The organism is Pseudomonas sp. GW460-LB5 (assembly GCF_059423245.1).
On record NZ_JBWKXT010000002.1, the window covers coordinates 263,864 to 282,054 of the forward strand.

Genomic DNA, 18,191 nt, shown 5'->3' on the forward strand with positions numbered 1-18,191 from the left:
GGCGCGTCGGCCCACTGCGGCCATGAAAGAGCGCTGCTGACATGAATAACAAGAATCAACGTGTCCTTGGCTTCACCCTGCTGGCCAGCGTCTGCGCGCTGCCCAGTCATGCCGAGCCGATCGTGTGGAAGGCCGGCAACCTCAGCATCAACCCCTACGGTATTCTCGATCTGAACGTGCAGACGGGCTCGTTCAGCAAGACCGCCCCCGACCACACCATGGTCTCGGACGGCAACCTGCAGGCCTCGCGCTTCGGGGTAAAGCTTGACTATGCCCTGGGCGACAGCGGTTACGTTCTGCAGGCGTTTGGCGAGCGCGGGCTGGTACTGCGCAGGATCTGGAAGGGCGGGCAGGTCTCGACCAACCGTGGCTATGGCGCGGGCGTGAGTGGCCCGTTCGGCTCGGTGGCCATGGGGAGCCTGTACATGCCAATCTACTGGGTGTTCCTGGATTCGGACGTGGCCTTGTACGGGTTGTCGAACATGGCGGCGATCATGAGCCTGGAGCACACCGCGGTATTGGGCAAAAGCGGCACCGGCGGTTTCTACGACACCACGGTGCGTTACCGCTCGCCTGAAGTGAACGGGTTTTCCACCGAGCTGGGTTACTCCTACGGCAATTCCAGCATCGAAAACGGCCCCAATCAGAATCGCACCAGTGGCTTCAACGTGCGCTATCGCAATGGCTTCACCAAGCTGGGTTATGGCTTCAACCGCCATGAGTCGGCCCCCACCGAAACCAGCAGCGAGCTGTATACCCAGACGACCCACGTGGTGTCGGGCAACTACCAGTGGGGCGGTGTGATCTGGGGCGCCAACTACATGTATACCGAGCGTGATACCGACGCACGCTGGTTCGCCTCGGCGAAGATGGTCAATGCCAGGATCGTCCTCGACAAGCACAATGACCTGACCTTCGGCGTTTCTCAGCGTATCGGCGCAGCCGGCGCCCGGGCCTGGGCGGCTCATGCCGGCTACATCTACTCGTTCAACCCTAATACCCAGCTGTATACCTATGTGTCCCACATCAACAACAACAGCCACTCCACCCAGGGTTTCTCGCTGCTCAGCGAAGATTACCCGAGCGTGGCGGCCGGCTATGACCCTTGGGCAGGCACCTTGGGTATTCGCTGGAGCTTCTGAGTCTTGATACCGATGAATCACACCGTGCACCCGCTGCTGAAACTCACCTGCGGTGCCTTGAGTGCCGGGGTGTTGCCAAGCCTTGGCGGCGCGCTGGGTTACCTGCGCCTGGGCCGCTTCGAGCTGTTGCGCCCTTGGGACGGCAGCGACAGCGTGCGGCGCAGCGCCTGCTATCCGCTGGTGCCGTACTCCAACCGGATCGCCCACGGGCGCTTTAGCGCCAACGGCCAAGCGCAGCAACTGCGCGGCAACTTCGGCGACCATCCGCACCCGCTGCACGGCCTTGGCTGGCAGCGGGCATGGCAGGTCGATGGCCACTCGCCGCAAAGCTGCAGGCTGAGCTTGCGTCACACCGCCTGCGGCATCGATGCCGAGGATTGGCCGTGGGATTTCGTTGCCTGGCAGAGCCTCGTCCTGAGCGAGGAGGGGCTGTACCTGCACCTGGGGCTCACCAACCTGGGTGAGCAGCCGATGCCGGCAGGGCTTGGCTGGCACCCGTACTTCGAGCGCCAGGGTGAGCTGCAGCTGGGCTTTAGCGCCGCGCAGGTCTGGCAGGCCGGGCCGGATGGCCTGCCGCTCAAGCGTACGGCGCTGCCCGAGGCCTGGGACTTCAGCCAGCCCCGCGCGGCAGGTGCAGTGGGCCTGGATAACTGCTTCGAGGGCTGGGATGCTCGCGCCAGCCTGTATTGGCCCGACGCTCAGGTCGGCCTGCGCCTGCAGGCCGGCCCAGGGCTTGGGCACCTGGTGGTGTTCACGCCGCCAGCGCCTGCGGATTTCATCGCGGTCGAGCCGGTCAGCCACCTGAACAATGCCATCAACTTCCCTGAGCCCACGGCGCACGGCCTGGTCTGGCTGGGGCCGGGGGCGTCGATCGAACGTGAGTTGCGCTTGCTGCCTGCCAGCGGCAACCTGGAGAACCCTGCATGAATGAAACGTTGAACTGTGTGGTCCGGCAGCCGTCGGAGCTGGGCGAGTGCCCGGTCTGGTCGGTCCGTGAACAGGTCCTGTACTGGGCCGATATCCTGGCCGGGCGGCTGCATCGCCTTGACCCTCGCGATGGCAGCGTGAGCACACTGCAATTGCCCGAGGAACTCGGCTGTTTCGGCTTGCGCGAGCAAGGCGGCTTCATTGTCGCGCTGCGCAGTGGTATCTACCTGCTCGATGCCCAGGGGCAGCTGGGCGAGCGCCTGGCCGAGAACCCGACGGGCGCCGAGTACAGCCGTTTCAACGATGGCCGCGTCGACCCCTGGGGGCGCTTCTGGGCCGGCACGTTGTGGCAGCCGCGTGACCGTAATGGCGGGCAACTGCTGCGGGTCGATGCCGAGCATCGCGCCCAGGTCATGGCGGGCGATGTGATGGTGTCCAACGGCCTGGCCTTCAGCCCGGACCGCGCGTGGGCCTACCACAGCGACACGCCGAACCATGTGCTTTACCGCTACCCACTGGATGAGGATGGCCAGCCCGGCCCACGGCAACTGCTGCGCGAGTTTGCGCGGGGCAGCGGCGGGCGTCCTGATGGCGCGGCTTTTGACAGCGCCGGTTGTTACTGGAGCGCGCAGTTCGACGGCGGCCGGGTGTTGCGCCTGAGCCCTGACGGGCAGGTGCTGGACGAAATCCAGCTGCCGACGCGTTGGCCGACGATGGTCGCCTTCGGCGGTGAGGACCTGCGCACGCTGTACATCACCAGTTCCCGCGAAAACCGCAGCGCCGAAGAACTCGCCGACTGGCCGTTGTCCGGCTGTGTGTTCGCCACCCGGGTCAATGTGCCCGGCTGCGCGGAACCGCTGTTCGCAGGCTGAACCTTTCCCACGCATTCACGAGCTTCCTATCATGAACCGTCATACCGATACGCAATATCCAAGCCTCGCCGACAAGGTGGTCCTCATCAGCGGAGGTGCTTCAGGCATTGGCCGCGCCTTTGTCGAAGCCTTCGTTGCTCAGGGCAGCCGCGTGGCCTTTCTCGATCTCGATGCCGAAGCGGGGCAATGGCTGGCGCAGGCGCTGGGGGCCAACTCGCTGTTCCTGCCTTGCGATGTACGCGACATCGAGCGGTTGCAGGCCTGCGTGGCAGAAGTGGAGCGTACCTGGGGCGCCGTCGATGTGCTGATCAACAACGCCGCCCGCGATGACCGTCATGCCTTGGCCGATATCAGCGTCGAGTACTGGGACGAGCGCATGCAGACCAACCTGCGCCACGCCTTCTTCGGGGCCCAGGCGGTTGCGCCCGGCATGGCGCGTCGCGGCAGCGGGGCAATCATCAACATGGGGTCGATCTCCTGGATGCGCGGGCGCCCCGGGATGGTCTGCTACACCACCGCCAAAGCGGCGCTGAACGGCATGACCCGTACCCTGGCACGTGAACTGGGCGGGCAGGGCATCCGGGTCAACAGCCTGGTACCGGGCGCCATCCGCACCGAGCGCCAGGATGCCATGTGGGCCGCCGACCCCGCTGGCCTGGAGGCGGCCAGCCAGGCCTTCATCGACCAGCAGATGCTCAAGTTCCGCCTGGATGCCAGCGACTGCGCGCGCCTGGCGCTGTTCCTGGCCAGCGACGACAGCCGTGGCTGCACCGGCCAGAACTTCGTTGTCGATGCAGGGTTGTCGATTCAGTAATCCGGTCTGATTGGCGTCAGGGCACTTCTTCAGGGAAAAAAATCGTAGCGCTACGAAATCGATCTGAGTATGCTCCTGAAAGAGAATTTCGCAGCGCTACGATTTTTCGTCGCGCCCTTGTTCAAAGGCTTAGCTCATGTCCGAAAAACACAAGAAAATCGAAGAACTGCGCAGCCAGCGGTGGTTTGCTCCAGACACCATCCGTGCGTTCGCCCACCGTCAGCGTCTGCAGCAGATCGGCCTGCGCCGTGAAGAGTTCATGGGCAAGCCGGTGATTGCCATCCTCAATACCTGGAGCGAGATGTCGCCCTGCCATTCGCACCTGCGTGAACGTGCCGAAGCGGTCAAGCGCGGTGTCTGGGCAGCGGGCGGCTTTCCGGTGGAGTTGCCGGTGCAGTCGGTGGGCGAGGTGATGGTCAAGCCGACCACCATGCTCTATCGCAACCTGCTGGCGATGGAGGCCGAAGAGTTGCTGCGCTCTTTGCCGATCGACGGCGCCGTGCTGCTGGGTGGCTGCGACAAGTCCACCCCGGGTTTGCTGATGGGGGCACTGAGCATGGACCTGCCGGTGATCTACTGCCCGGCCGGGCCGATGTCCAACGGCCAATGGCGCGGCGTCAAGACCGGCGCTGGCACCCACACCAAGAAGTACTGGGATGAACGCCGCCTGGGGCTGATCGACACGGTCGCCTGGGAAGAGCTCGAAGGCGCCATGACCCGCTCGATCGGCACCTGCAACACCGTCGGTACGGCCTCGACCATGACCAGCATCGCCGACGCAATGGGCTTTACCTTGCCTGGTGCATCGAGCATTCCCGCCGCTGACGGTGCGCACCCGCGGATGGCCTCGCAGTGTGGTTCGGTCATCGTCGACCTGGTCTGGCGCGACCGCCGTCCCTCGACCTGGTTGACCGACAAGCATGTCGCCAACGGCGTGGCGGTGTACATGGCCATGGGCGGCTCGACCAACGCGGCGATCCACCTGATCGCCATTGCCCGGCGCGCCGGCATCGACCTGACCCTCGACCAGCTGGCAGCGGCGGCCGCGAAGATCCCGGTGCTGCTCAACCTGTTCCCGTCCGGCACGGCGCTGATGGAGGACTACCATTTCGCCGGCGGCCTGCGCGCACTGATGCGCAAGATCGAACCGCACCTGCACCTGGAATGCGAAGGTGCCACCGGCCAGAGCTGGGACAGCCTGCTGGCCGATGCACCGTGCTACGACGATGACATCATTCGCCCCCTCGACAACCCGGTGGTCAGCCTCGAGCAAGGCGCGACCCTGGCGCTGCTGCGCGGCAACCTGTGCCCCGATGGCGCGGTCATGAAGTCCTCCGCGGCCGACCCGCGCCTGCGCCGCCACAGCGGCCCGGCACTGGTCTTCGATGACCATGAAACCCTCAGCCGGATGATCGACGACCTGGCCCTGGAGGTCACTGCGGACACCGTGCTGATCCTGCGTAACGCCGGTCCCGTAGGCGCGCCAGGCATGCCCGAGTGGGGCAACCTGCCGATCCCCAAACGCCTGCTGGAGGCCGGGGTGCGTGACCTGCTGCGCATCTCCGACTCGCGCATGAGCGGCACCCACTATGGCAGTTGCGTCCTGCACGTGGCGCCCGAAGCCGCCGTTGGCGGGCCGCTGGCACTGGTGCGCACAGGCGACATCATCGACCTGGACGTCGCCGCCGGCACGCTGAACATGCGCGTCAGTGACGACGAGCTGGCCCGCCGCCGTGCTGGGCATGTGCCGCAGCACAAGACCTACGGTCGCTCCTTCGCTGCGCTCTACCAGCAGCACGTGACCCAGGCCAATGAAGGCTGCGACTTCGATTTCCTGCAGGCCGGCGAAGCCGTGCCCGAGCCACCCATCCACTGAACCTGCCCAGGACAACTGACCGATGCTCGAACTCAAAGACCCTTCTTTGCTCAAACAACAGGCGTTCATCGACGGCCTCTGGGTGAGTGCCGATTCCGGCGAAACCTTTGCTGTCACCAACCCTGCCACCGGCGAAGAACTGGCGCGCATTCCGCAAATGGGCGCCGCCGAAGCCGAACGCGCGGTGCTGGCTGCGCACCGTGCCTTCAAACCGTGGAAGCGCAAGACCGCCAAGGAGCGCGCCGAGCTGCTGCAGCGCTGGTACGCGCTCATGCTCGAAAATCAGGAGGACCTCGCCCGCCTGCTGACCGCCGAACAAGGCAAGCCACTGGCCGAAGCCCGTGGGGAATTGGGCAACGGCATGTCCTTCGTGCAGTGGTTTGCCGAGGAAGCCAAGCGCGTCTACGGCGACACCATCCCGCAGCCCTCGGCAGACAAGCGCATCATCGTCACCAAGGAGCCGATCGGCGTCACGGCGGCCATCACGCCGTGGAACTTCCCCCACGCGATGATTACCCGCAAGGTGGCCCCGGCCCTGGCCGCCGGTTGCCCGATGGTGCTGCGCCCGGCCAGCCAGACACCACTGTCGGCCCTGGCCCTGGCGGCCCTGGCCGAACGCGCCGGTATCCCCGCTGGCGTGTTCAGTGTGGTCACCGGCAGCGCGACCCAGATCGGCAGCGTGCTGACCGGCCACCCGCTGGTGCGCAAGTTCAGCTTCACCGGCTCCACGCCGGTGGGCAAGCGGCTGATTGGGCAATGCGCCGAGACCGTGAAGAAGGTGTCCATGGAACTGGGCGGCAACGCGCCGTTCATTGTCTTCGATGACGCCGACCTCGACCTGGCCGTGGAAGGCGCGATGCTGTCGAAGTTCCGCAATGCCGGGCAGACCTGCGTCTGCGCCAACCGTATCTATGTGCAGGACGGTATCTACGAACGGTTTGCCGAGAAGCTCGCCGCTGCTGCCTCGGGCCTGCGCCTGGGTAATGGTGTAGAGGCCGGTGTGACCCAAGGCCCGATGATCGATGAGAACGCCGTGCGCAAGGTCGAAGAGCACATCAGTGATGCCCTTGAGAAAGGCGCGCGGCTGATCGCAGGTGGCCAACGCCACGCGCTGGGTGGCAGCTTCTTCGAGCCGACCGTGCTCACTGAAGTTACCGCGCAGATGAAAGTGGCCCACGAGGAAACGTTCGGGCCACTGGCGCCACTGTTCCGCTTCTCCAGCGAGGACGAGGTGGTCGAGCTGGCCAACGCCACGGAGTTCGGCCTGGCCAGCTACTTCTACAGCCGCGATATCGGCCGCGTGCTGCGCGTCAGCGAAGACCTCGAATACGGCATGGTCGGCGTCAACACTGCGGCAATCGCCAACGAGATGGCGCCGTTCGGAGGCGTCAAGCAATCGGGCCTTGGCCGCGAAGGTTCGCGCTACGGCATCGAAGACTATCTGGAAATCAAGTACGTGTGCCTCGGCGGCGTCGACCGCTAAAGCCTGTCACAGGGGGCAGGCGCTGCCCCCTGTGACTGAGCACCCATAAGAACAACAAGCCCCGCATGGAGTAGCCCCATGTCCGATACCCCCAATGCGCGCCGCCGCTTCCTGCAAGGCGGCCTGGCGCTAATCCCGCTGGTGACGCTAGCCAGCCACGGCGTTCCGACCGCTTTCGGCGATACACCTCGTCAGCCAGCCACCCCGCAACTGCAGCCGGACGACTATCGACCACGGTTCTTCACAGACGTTGAATGGGCGTTCGTGCAGGCGGCCTGTGAACGACTGATCCCCACCGATGAACTTGGGCCAGGCGCCATCGCCTGTGGCATCCCCGGGTTCATCGATCGTCAGATGGACACGCCCTACGGCCACGGCGCGTTGTTCTACAGCCAAGGTCCGTTCATTACCGATCAGCTGCCGGAGCTCGGCTATCAAGGCCGCCTTGCGCCCCGGGACATTCTGCGGCTGGGCATTGCCGGCTGCGATCAGTGGTGCCGGCAAACCCACGGCCAACCTTTTGCCGGGCTCGCCAGCCTGATGCAGGCGCAGGTGTTGCACCTGCTGGAAGAGGGTGAGGTGCCGCTGGAAGCGTTGCCCAGTTCGCAGTTCTTCAATCAGCTGCTGCGCAACACCCGCGAAGGTTACTTCGCCGACCCTGTCTACGGCGGCAATCGTGATATGGCGGGGTGGAAGATGATCGGTTTCCCCGGTGCCCGTGCCGACTTCATGGACTGGATCGACCACCCCGGCGAGCGCTATCCGCTGGGGCCGGTGTCGATCAGTGGGCAAAGGGGGTAGACATGGCGATCAAACATCCCCCGGTGGACGTGGTGCTGGTCGGCCTGGGCTGGACTGGCTCGATCATGGGCATGGAAATGACCGACGCGGGCCTGCAGGTACTGGCCCTTGAGCGCGGCGAGATGCAGGACACGCCCACCACGGCGAACTACCCCAACGTTATCGACGAACTGGCGTACACCGTGCGCGGCAAGCTTTACCAGGACCTGGCCCGCGAGACGGTCACGTTCCGGCACAACATCAGCGGTGTCGCGGTACCGTACCGCCAGCATGGATCGATCCTGCTCGGCACCGGTGTCGGTGGCTCGGGCTTTCACTGGAACGGCCTGACCTGGCGCGCCCAGGCGAGTGACCTGCGCCTGCGCAGCCATTACGAAGAGCGTTATGGCAAGCACTTCATCCCCCAGGGCATGACGATCCAGGACTTCGGCGTCAGCTACGAAGAGCTCGAGCCGTACTTTGCCCGTTTTGAAGCGGTTGCAGGGATCGCTGGCAAGGCCGGTAACCTCAACGGCACCGTGGTCAAGGGTGGCAACCGTTTTGAAGCACCACGCAGCAGCGAGTTTCCACTGCCAGCGCTGAAAGATGTGTATGGCGCGCAGTTGTTCGCCAAGGCCGCACGCGAACTGGGCTACGAGCCGTTCCCGATTCCTGCCGCCAACGCCTCCGAGCCTTACACCAACCCCTACGGTGTGCGCATGGGGCCGTGCAACTTCTGCGGGTTCTGCGAGAACTACGGGTGCTACATGTATTCCAAAGGCTCGCCGCAGACCACGATCCTGCCGGTGCTGCTCAAACGTCCGAATTTCAAGGTCAAAACCCAGGCGCAGGTGATCAAGGTCAACCTCGACAGCAGCGGCAAACTGGCCACTGGGGTGACCTACATCGATGCGCAGGGCCGCGAGGTCGAGCAACCCGCGCAACTGGTGATCCTCACGGCCTTCCAGCTGCACAACGTGCGCCTGTTGCTGCTGTCGGGGATCGGCAAGCCCTATGACCCGGTCAGCGGGGATGGGGTGGTTGGCAAGAACTATGCGTACCAGATGAATGGCGGTGTCAGCGTGATGCTGCCCAAGGGCACGCAACTCAATCCGTTCATTGGCGCCGGTGCCGGTGGCCAGGCCATCGACGACTTCAACGGTGACAACTTCGACCACGCGCCGCTGGGCTTCCTTGGCGGGGCGAACATTCGTCACAACCGCACCGGTGGGCGCCCCATCGGCCAGGCGACCACACCCAAGGCTGCGCCCAAGTGGGGCAAGGGCTGGAAAGCCGCGACCCAGGACAGTTATCAACGCCTGATGGGCATCAACGCTCAAGGTTCGGTCATGGCCTATCGCGACAGCTACCTGAGCCTGGACCCGACCTACCGCGATGCCTACGGCCAGCCGCTGCTGCGCATCACCTTCGACTGGCACGACAACGAGTTCAAGATGACCCAGTACACCGTGGGCAAGGCGCAGCGTATCGCCGAGGTGCTCGGTGGCAGCGTCGAGAACAATGCCAAGAAGCCCGGCAGTCATTACGACACCCGGGTCTATCAGAGTACCCACACCACGGGTGGCGCGATAATGGGCAGCGACCCCGCCTCCAGTGTCGTCAACCGATTCCTGCAATGCTGGGACGTACATAACGTGTTCGTCACGGGCGCGTCGGCATTCCCGCAGAACTTCGGCTATAACCCGACCGGTCTGGTGGGGGCCTTGACCTATTGGGCCGCGCACCACATCCGTGAGCACTACCTGCCCAACCCCGGGCCGATGGTGCAAGCATGAGGTACGCAAATATGAAATACCTCGCCTCATTGCTGGCCTATGCGGGTTTGTTGGCTACACCTGCGCACGCTGGCGAAGACCCCTTGGTTGCCAAGGGCCGTTATCTGGCACGAGCGGGGGACTGCGTCGCTTGCCACACTGCCAAGGATGGCAAGCCGTTTGCCGGCGGCCTGCCGATGGCAACGCCGATTGGCGTGGTGTACTCCACCAACATCACCCCGGACCGTCAAACCGGTATCGGGACATACCGTTTCGAGGACTTTGACAAGGCTGTTCGCCATGGCGTCGCCAAGGCCGGTTACAGCCTTTATCCGGCGATGCCTTATCCGTCGTATGCGCGGGTGTCCGATGAAGACATGCAGGCGCTGTACGCGTACTTCATGCACGGTGTCACGCCGGTGACCCAAGCTACTCAGGCCCCGAACATTCCCTGGCCGCTATCGATGCGTTGGCCACTGCATGTGTGGCGCAACCTGTTCGCACCAAGCGTCGACACGGCTGCTGCTGACACGCCGATGCAAGACCCTGTGCTTGCGCGGGGCGCGTACTTGGTAGAAGGGCTCGGCCATTGCGGCGCCTGCCATACGCCGCGTGCGTTCAGCCTGCAGGAAAAAGCGCTCGGCGCTAGCGAAGGCGAAGCATTTCTCGCAGGTGGTGACGCGCAGGAAGGGTGGGTCGGAAAAAACCTCAGGGGGGATCATCGACACGGCCTGGGAAGCTGGAGCGAGGCTGAGCTGGTCGACTTTTTCAAGACCGGGCGAACGGACAAAGCGGCAGTCTTCGGCAGTATGAGTGAAGTGGTGGTGCACAGCCTGCAGTATCTGACCGATGAAGACCGGTTGGCGATCGCCCGATACCTCAAGCAGTTGCCAGCGCTCGATCCGGACGATCGCCCTCACGTTGCGGACCCTGCCACCTATCAGGCACTGCATGACGGCCTGACTCCGACCCTGGGCGCAAGGCTCTACGCGGATAACTGCATGGCTTGCCACCGCAGTGACGGCAAGGGCTACGCGCAGGTCTTTCCTGCATTGGCCGCTAACCCTGTGCTGAATGTCGACGATCCGCAATCGTTGATTCGCCTGGTGCTTGAAGGCGGGACATTGCCTTCGACCCACGCCGCACCGACGTCGTTCAGCATGCCGCCGCTGGGGTGGCGCCTGAGCGACAATGAGGTGGCCCAGGTGTTGAACTTTGTCCGAGGTGCCTGGGGCAACTCCGGAGTGCCGATCACTGCAAGCTCCGTTGCTCGAATACGCGACGCGTTGTCAGCTGACGCATTGCGAGTACCTGGAATGCAGAAATAGAGTGCGGTTTCAGATGCCCTGAGAGTTCAAATGGAGCTGATCAATCTGCCACGCTTGAGCGGCGCATTTCACCGTCTACTAATCGCAATAATCCCAGCGGATTGGTATTTTGCAGCGCCGGGGGCAGTAACTCGTCCGGGTAATTCTGGAAGCAGGCCGGACGTAGGAAAGCGTTCTATCGCGACCGCCTGGGCTTCGTCACCACCGACAGCTTCATGGGCGTCGGCCCGTTCATGCGCACAGCCGGCATGGACGACCACCACTGCCTGTTCATGATTCAGACGCCGCCGCACATGCAGGGCTGCGAGCACTTCACCTTCCACATGGGCAGCGGCACCGAGGTGCTGCTGGCTGGCACGCGCTTCCAGCAGAACGGCTGGACCAGCTTTTGGGGCCCAGGCCGGCACCTGCTGGGCTCCAACTGGTTCTGGTACTTCAACAGCCCGCTGGGGGGTTACCCGGTGAACCTGCAAGCCAGCCTCGAGCTGCTCAACCAGTTGCGCAACCCCAATTGGCCACCGGTGCTGGTGTATGCCAGCAGCGTCGTGGTGTACGGCGGTGAGTTGCCGGCTCGCATGGACGAAGGCCAGCCGGCGTCACCTCAACTATCTTATGCAGCGCACAAGCGCAGGGTGGAAATCGCCTTGCTGGACCTGTCACGCACATGGATGCGCCCTGGCACTATGCGTCAGTGAAACGGGAGATGCTTCAATCATCTGGGAAGGGCACAAGGCCGGGCGGGATATCGGTTATGGGCAGATGGAAAAGCTGGCCAACCTGGAGCAGTTACCTGATTTCGGTTTTCTGGTGAGTTGTTTTCCGTACAAGATCCGCCATGCCTCGGCCGGGTTTGTTCGAGCTGTCGCAATAATGGAGTAAATGAGCGCTGGTACAACCATTCCCCCATCAGGCGCAGCATGACCCCGGAAGGCTTCTTGGCCGCCTACAGACTGTCAGGGTCGCCAAAAAACATTTGGAAAGGCCTCTGGAACGGCGTTTCTGGCTTCAAAAAGCAGAAATGTACCCCCAAAAATACCCGCGATACCCCCAGCAGGATGCGCGATCGAGAATGGCGATTTCTGACAGCTGTCAAAGTCAGCCAGACGGCTTGCACTCGACCTGCCAGGCAGTCCGATGCAGCAACCTTGAAGTGCTCGCAGTCATACGCTTTAACCGTCCTCGGAAGCCGCTGCCATGCCGATCAAGATCGAACCAACGAGCGCCTGTGAAGAGCGCCGCACCAGCAGAAAGCCTCATCAGGCCGGTACCTGTCAATGGACCTGATCTGGCAAACAATCCAGGCCGAATTCGCCGACATTGGCGATGAGCGCGAGATCGTACGAATCCTCGTACGCCTGGTAATGGCTGCCGTACTCGGCGCAGTGCTGGGCTTCGAGCGCGAGCACAAGGGCAAGTCCGCCGGGGTGCGCACGCACATGCTGGTGTCGCTGGGGGCGGCGCTGTTCGTGCTGGCACCGAGCATGGCAGGTGCCGATGCGCAGGCGCTCAGCCGGGTGATTCAGGGCATCGTTGCCGGTATCGGCTTTCTGGGCGCGGGCACCATTCTCAAAGGCAATGGCCAGGACACCAGTCATGTGAAAGGCCTGACCACAGCCGCGGGGCTATGGATGACGGCGGCCATCGGTACGGCAGCCGGGATGGGACGCGAAGCCACGGCGCTGGTCAGCACGGTGCTGGCGCTGTTGGTGCTGGGCACGATGCCCTTGCTGGTGGAAAAGGTCGAAAGGCAAGACGAAGAAAAACAGAAGGAGGAGGGCAGGAAGCACTGAGGGGCGTGGGTCGCCCCCGCAAAGCCTGCCTTCCCTTATTCAGACCGACGCTGATCCATTCAGGCGCTCGATCGCTTCGATCAGGTCGTCATAGCCCACAGGCTTGTTCAGGTGACGGTCGAACCCGGACTGGCGAGACTTGTATTGGTCGGCGCTGGCCCCATAGCCTGTCAACGCGATGGCCGGGATGTAGCGCAGATGCTCCAGGCCGCGCAGCGCCCGGATCAGAGCATGGCCGTCCATGCCAGGCATGCCGATGTCGGAAATGATCACGTCGTAACGCGCATCTGCCGCCGACTGCAGCGCCAGTTTCGGGTCGCTGTAGGCATCGACGTCGGCATCTTCCATCAACAGCAATTGTTCCATCACTTCCAGCACATCGACCGAGTCATCCACCAGCAGGATACGAACCCCTTTCAGCCGACCTTCTGATGGCAGCACTTCGGCTTGCACCTGGGGTTGCTGGGCGTACGCGCACAAGGGCAGGGTGATGATGAACGTACAACCCTGGCCTATTCCGGGAGACTCTACGCTGACCGCTCCGCCATGGGCTTCTACCAATTGACGAACCAGGGAAAGGCCAATACCTAGCCCCTCTCGCCCATGGCCGGTGGGTGCAGCCTGGTTGAACAGCTCAAAAATATCTTCCAGGGAGTTTTTGGCGAGGCCTATGCCCTGATCGATGACTTCAAGTCGCGCCTGCTCATCCTGCCGAGCAAGTCTCAACAGAATTTCGCCATCGGCAGGGCTGAACTTCAGTGCGTTGTTCAGCAGGTTCCAGATGATCTGGTCGACACGGGTGCTGTCGGCCTCCACATAGACCGGTTCCCCATCGGCCGGCAGCGTCAGCCGAACACTTCGGCCGCGCTGCTCATTGCAAGCTACGGAGCAGATACCCTGCAGCACGGCGCACAAATCGACCGGCTGGGTCTTCAGTTTGAGTTTGCCCGTGCGGATGCGCGCTACATCGAGCAAGTCATCGATGATCCGCGCCTGGCTGGTGACCGCTTCGCGAATGACGTTGACCGCTTTGCTCGCCATGCCGGTACTTGTGACCGATGGTATACGTCGCAAGATATCGGCATTGAGCTGAATCAGGTTCAACGGGTGCTTGAGCTCGTGGGACATCACTGCGAAGAACTCGTCCTTCATGTGGCTGGAGCTTTGTGACTCGGCCAGGCGCTTGCTTTGTTCGTCCTGCAGGCGCTTGTGGCCGGTCAGGTCACGGGCGATCTTCACGTAACCGCGCAGGCTGCTGCCCTTGAGGCGTGACACTTCGCCACTGCAATAGAAGCGGCTGCCGTCCTTGCGCACATGCCAGCGTTCGTCCTGGCCGCGGCCATGCAGGCGCGCGGCACGCAGTTCACGTTCTGGTTCGCCATCTTCGCGGTCCTGATCGGTGAAGATCAGCGCATAGTGCTGGCCAATCACTTCATCCTTGGCGTAGCCGAAGATCAACGCAGCGCCCGTGTTCCAATCGATTATCAGGCCCTGTTCATCAAGCAGGATGATGGCGAAGTCATGGGTGCTCTCCGCGACCAGGCGCATGCGCTCCTCACCTTGGCGCAAGCGTTCTTCGGCTGCGCGGCTTTTGGTGATATCAATGAACGTCAGCACGGTGCCATCGACATTCTGCTCGCTGGCCCGGTACGGTAGCAGGCGCGCCAGGTACCAATGCTGGTCCTGGCCGATCACTTCACGCTCGATCGTGGTTTCGCGCTCGATCACCGCACGCGCATCGTCCGCCAGGCCTGGATATTCCAGGCGATGGGTGATGTCGAGCAGCGAGCGGCCGGTGTCGACCGGCAGTATGCTGAAAATGGCGGTGGCCCCAGGGGTGAACCAGCGAATGTGCAGGTTGCGGTCGACAAACACGGTGGCGATCTGGGTGGAGGCGATCAGGTTGCTCAGGTAGTCGTTGATCTTGTCGGTTTCATCGACCTTGGTCTTGAGCTCGTAGTTGACCGTCAGCAATTCCTCGTTGATGGATTGCAGCTCTTCCTTGCTGGTTTCCAGCTCTTCGCTGGCCAGGCGCAACTCTTCGTTGACCGCCTGCATTTCTTCGTTCGAGGCCATCAGCTCCTGGCTGGAGATGTCGGACTGCTCGATGGTTTCCTGCAACTGCTGACGGGTACGCTGCAGTTCGCGCTCCAGGGTGCTCAACACCATGCCTTCGGTTTGCTGAATGGCAGGCGGGTTGTGGGGATCAGCTTCGCGAACCTGGAAAATCACCAGCAGGCATTCGCTGCCACTGGGTTCGTCCTGGTGGGGCTGTACCTGTACCTGGACTTCGACGCGCTGATCGTCGACGGTGATGATCACTGCGCCCGAGCTGACCGGCTGGCCGGTGTTTTGAGCCTGCAACAGGGTACTGCGCAGGGCAGGGCGCAGCGGCGTGAGTACCAGGTTGAGCAGGCTGGGGCTGACTTCGCCACCGGCGTGGCGCAGGAAGCGGCCGACACCATCGCTCATGTGCAAGATGTTGCCGTCAGCATCGACGATCAGGCTGGGCGGTGTGCGCCTGGACAACGCCCGGTGATGGATTTCAGCATAGGACAGCTTGCGCAGGGGCTTGGGTTTGGCGCGTACTGCTGGCGTGTCGGGCGTCTGAAGCCGCCCCGGGCGGCGCGCCGGTTCCACTTCCCTGGCGCGGAAGATGCGATGGCGCTTGTCCACGGCAATAAACAGGTCGGCCGCCACGTCCGCTGATTCCGAACTGCCCAGGAACAGGTAACCTCCTTTACGCAGGGCGAAGTGGAACAGCCGCAGGATTTCCCGTTGCACTTCCCGGTCCAGGTAGATGAGCAAGTTACGGCATACCACCAGGTCCAACTGAGAGAACGGTGGATCGGACAACAGGTTGTGCCGGGCGAACAGCACTTTTTCGCGAATGTCCTTGCGTACGCGGTAATTCTGATTTTCCTTGATGAAGAACTGGCGCAGCCTGGCCGTGGGAACATCGGTGGCGATGGCATCGGGGTAAACGCCCAGCCGGCCGACATTGATCGCGCGCTCGTCGAGGTCGGTGGCGAACACCTGCACCTTGGCACTGCGCTGCTCCATCGCCAATTGCTCGGTTGCCATCATCGCCAGGCTATAGGCTTCCTCGCCGGATGAACACCCCGCCGACCAGATGCGTATTTCGCGCTGCGGATCCTCGCTGTCATCGTTGGCCAGCCCCGGCATCGCCTGTTGTTGCAACGCTTCGAAGGCGTCCCGGTCGCGAAAGAAGTTGGTGACCCCGATCAGCATGTCCGCCAACAGGGCGCGAGACTCCTCAGGATGCCGCTCGAGGTAGTCGCGGTAACCGGCAAGGTCGGTCTGCGCGGTGACGTGCAGGCGACGTTCAAGCCGGCGCAGCACCGTCGCGCGCTTGTAGTGCTGGAAGTCGTGGCCGGTGCTGGCATGCAGCCGGGCGAGGATGTCGTCGAGGAGCGGGTCGCATTGGGCTGGGTCGCCTGAGCGTTCGCCTAGCGGCGGCGGGAGGCTGTCATCCTCGATTTCCGGCAGTTTGACCTTCTGAGCCGAGCGACACAGTTCTACCAGCTTGCCCGGAATCTCGGTCACCGGAAGGATCAGGTCGACCATGCCGGTGGCGATGGCGGCCTTGGGCATGTCAGGGTACTGGGCGTCATCGGGCGACTGCACAAGCGTCACGCCACCTTGTTCCTTGATCCGCGATAGGCCCACTGCGCCATCGCTGCCGCTGCCCGAAAGGATTACGCAGAACGCATGGTCCTTGTGCACATCAGCAAGGTCGCGAAAGAACAGGTCGATGGCGACGTGGTCGCCGCGGCTGCGCCTGGCCGGGCTGACCCGCAGGTAGCCGTCATTGGTGGACAGGCGGTTGGCTGGCGAAATGACATAGACGTGATCACGCTCGATCGGTACCGGCTCGCTTACCTGGCACACCGGCATTCGCGTGACGCGCTGGATCAAGCGGTCTGCCTGGCTCTGGTGGTCCGGCGACAAGTGCAACACTACAACGAACGCCATGCCGCAGTTTTCGGGGACGCGCTGAAAAAACGCCTGGACCACCTCCAGGCCGCCGGCCGATGCACCGATACCCACCACTGGGAAGTCCAGATGGCTGGGGCTTAGGGCAGGGTTTTGCGGCGAGGCGGGCGTGGGTTTGCTGGACGATTTCATGGGCACGAGCCTTGTGCGAACCGGGAGTGAGCAGTGGCAGCGATTATAGGCCTGGCACCGATCAATCTACGAGCGGGGTTCAAGTAGGACTGCCCATGCTGGCCAAAGTGCCGCTGTCGGTCAAAGGGCCTGGGGCTGCTCGAGGGATTGTGGCAGTGCGGTCACCTTGATGGCACGTACCGGTACGGCAAACTTGGCTCCGATCCTGTTGAAGCGCTCGAGCAGGTGGAAATTGATCGCCTGCTGAATATCCATGTAGAGGTTGTAGCCAGGGTCTCTCACGATATAGACGCATTCGAACTCCAGTGCCTCTTTGCCAAAGCCGCGCAAATGGGCGCGATCAAAACGCACCTGCTGTTGGGCTGTGATCGCCTCTTCGACGATGGCGGGCGCCTGTTTTACCGCATCAGTGGGCGTGTCGTACGACAAGCCGAACTCGAACACGATGCGTCGCTCCTGCAAGCGTTTGTAGTTCTGGATCGTGCTGCTGATCATGCTGGCATTGGCCATGACGATCTGCTCGCCACCCAGGCTGCGGATGCGTGTGGTCTTAAGCCCCACGTGCTCCACCGTGCCCGCCAGCGGACCGATGACGATGAAATCACCGACTTCGAACGGTTTGTCGACGGCGATCGACAATGAGGCGAACAGGTCACCCAGGATGTTCTGCACGGCCAGGGCGACGGCAATGCCGCCCACACCCAGGCTGGCCACGAAGGCGGTGACATTGACGCCCAGATTGGACAGCATGGCCAGCAACACCACCGACCACAACAGCACGCGCGCGCCCCAGGCCGAAAGCGTGGCCAGCGCACTGCCTTGGTATAGGCCGTCGGCGCTGTGCCGGCTGAAGTAGCGGGTGAGGCCCAGCGCGATGGCGCGATTGACCCAGAGGCCGATCTGCAGGGCAGCGACCACGAACCACAAGCTACTGACCCGGCCCAGCCAGCGCTCGGGCAGGTCCAGCATGCTCAAGCCGACCAGCAGCGAAGCGAGCAGCAGCAGGCTGTTGCTGGTGCCGGCCAGTACCTTGGCCAGCACCTGACTCATTGCCCCGTCATGTTCGGACCAGCGCTGCACCCGGCGCATCAACAGGCCGATGACAGCTCTGGCAATCACGAACGTCAGCACAGCAACGCACAGCGCTACCAGCAGGTTGAGGATGGAAATGCCGAAGAATGTGGTGTCGGTGAACAGTTCGATGATTCGATCATTCATGGGGAGCCCACCTCCAGATGGCTCAAGGCAGGGCCGC

Annotated in this window: 12 protein-coding genes and 2 pseudogenes; 12 read left to right on the forward strand and 2 right to left on the reverse strand. The window is 63.0% G+C overall.

The features are described from left to right. Positions 1–41: 41 nt before the first annotated feature. The 12 genes and pseudogenes from AC07XM_RS03300 to AC07XM_RS03355 all read left to right on the forward strand — a co-directional run bounded on the left by AC07XM_RS03300 (position 42) and on the right by AC07XM_RS03355 (position 12,787). Positions 42–1,142 carry a porin gene (locus AC07XM_RS03300; protein ID WP_102688872.1) on the forward strand — a complete coding sequence of 367 codons (1,101 nt, stop codon included), beginning with the start codon at positions 42–44 and terminating at the stop codon, positions 1,140–1,142. 12 nt (positions 1,143–1,154) lie between these two features. Next, entirely contained in the window at positions 1,155–2,069 is a 915-nt protein-coding gene (locus tag AC07XM_RS03305) for an aldose 1-epimerase (protein WP_102688873.1), read from the forward strand. Then, the gene (locus AC07XM_RS03310; RefSeq protein ID WP_016486304.1) at positions 2,066–2,941 is read left to right on the forward strand and encodes a 6-deoxy-6-sulfogluconolactonase; all 876 of its coding nucleotides are present in this window, start codon (positions 2,066–2,068) and stop codon (positions 2,939–2,941) included. The genes AC07XM_RS03305 and AC07XM_RS03310 overlap by 4 nt, the downstream gene beginning before the upstream one ends. 31 nt (positions 2,942–2,972) lie before the next feature. Then, a complete protein-coding gene (locus AC07XM_RS03315; protein ID WP_102688874.1) occupies positions 2,973–3,755 on the forward strand; it encodes a sulfoquinovose 1-dehydrogenase in 783 nt (260 codons plus the stop codon). A gap of 136 nt (positions 3,756–3,891) precedes the next feature. Beyond that, positions 3,892–5,631: a 6-deoxy-6-sulfo-D-gluconate dehydratase gene (locus tag AC07XM_RS03320; RefSeq protein ID WP_102688875.1), complete on the forward strand. Its 1,740-nt coding sequence runs from the start codon at positions 3,892–3,894 to the stop codon at positions 5,629–5,631. 22 nt (positions 5,632–5,653) lie between these two features. Beyond that, positions 5,654–7,114, forward strand: coding sequence for a 3-sulfolactaldehyde dehydrogenase (locus AC07XM_RS03325; protein ID WP_016486307.1), 1,461 nt, complete (start codon positions 5,654–5,656; stop codon positions 7,112–7,114). 78 nt (positions 7,115–7,192) lie between these two features. Continuing rightward, a complete protein-coding gene (locus AC07XM_RS03330) occupies positions 7,193–7,915 on the forward strand; it encodes a gluconate 2-dehydrogenase subunit 3 family protein (protein WP_060516667.1) in 723 nt (240 codons plus the stop codon). 2 nt (positions 7,916–7,917) lie between these two features. Then, positions 7,918–9,690 (forward strand): GMC family oxidoreductase, encoded by a 1,773-nt coding sequence (locus AC07XM_RS03335; protein ID WP_102688876.1) that lies wholly within the window; start codon positions 7,918–7,920, stop codon positions 9,688–9,690. An 11-nt stretch (positions 9,691–9,701) separates the two neighbouring features. Further along, the gene (locus AC07XM_RS03340) at positions 9,702–10,997 is read left to right on the forward strand and encodes a cytochrome c (protein WP_102688877.1); all 1,296 of its coding nucleotides are present in this window, start codon (positions 9,702–9,704) and stop codon (positions 10,995–10,997) included. 164 nt (positions 10,998–11,161) lie between these two features. After that, positions 11,162–11,692: pseudogene (locus AC07XM_RS03345) on the forward strand (NAD-dependent epimerase/dehydratase family protein); the annotation flags it as partial. Next, positions 11,691–11,876 (forward strand): annotated as a pseudogene (locus AC07XM_RS03350) (cyclase family protein); the annotation flags it as partial. The pseudogenes AC07XM_RS03345 and AC07XM_RS03350, both read left to right, overlap by 2 nt. Before the next feature lie 395 nt (positions 11,877–12,271). Next, on the forward strand, positions 12,272–12,787 hold the full coding sequence (locus AC07XM_RS03355; RefSeq protein ID WP_016486311.1) for an MgtC/SapB family protein: 516 nt from the start codon (positions 12,272–12,274) through the stop codon (positions 12,785–12,787). A 39-nt stretch (positions 12,788–12,826) separates the two neighbouring features. Here the strand turns inward: AC07XM_RS03355 and AC07XM_RS03360 are convergent, their stop codons facing one another. Both AC07XM_RS03360 and AC07XM_RS03365 read right to left on the reverse strand, forming a co-directional pair. Continuing rightward, positions 12,827–16,936: a CheR family methyltransferase gene (locus tag AC07XM_RS03360; RefSeq protein WP_102688878.1), complete on the reverse strand. Its 4,110-nt coding sequence runs from the start codon at positions 16,934–16,936 to the stop codon at positions 12,827–12,829. 120 nt (positions 16,937–17,056) lie between these two features. Next, complete coding sequence (locus AC07XM_RS03365; RefSeq protein ID WP_016486313.1) at positions 17,057–18,154, reverse strand: mechanosensitive ion channel family protein; 1,098 nt, start codon at positions 18,152–18,154, stop codon at positions 17,057–17,059. Positions 18,155–18,191: the final 37 nt, after the last annotated feature.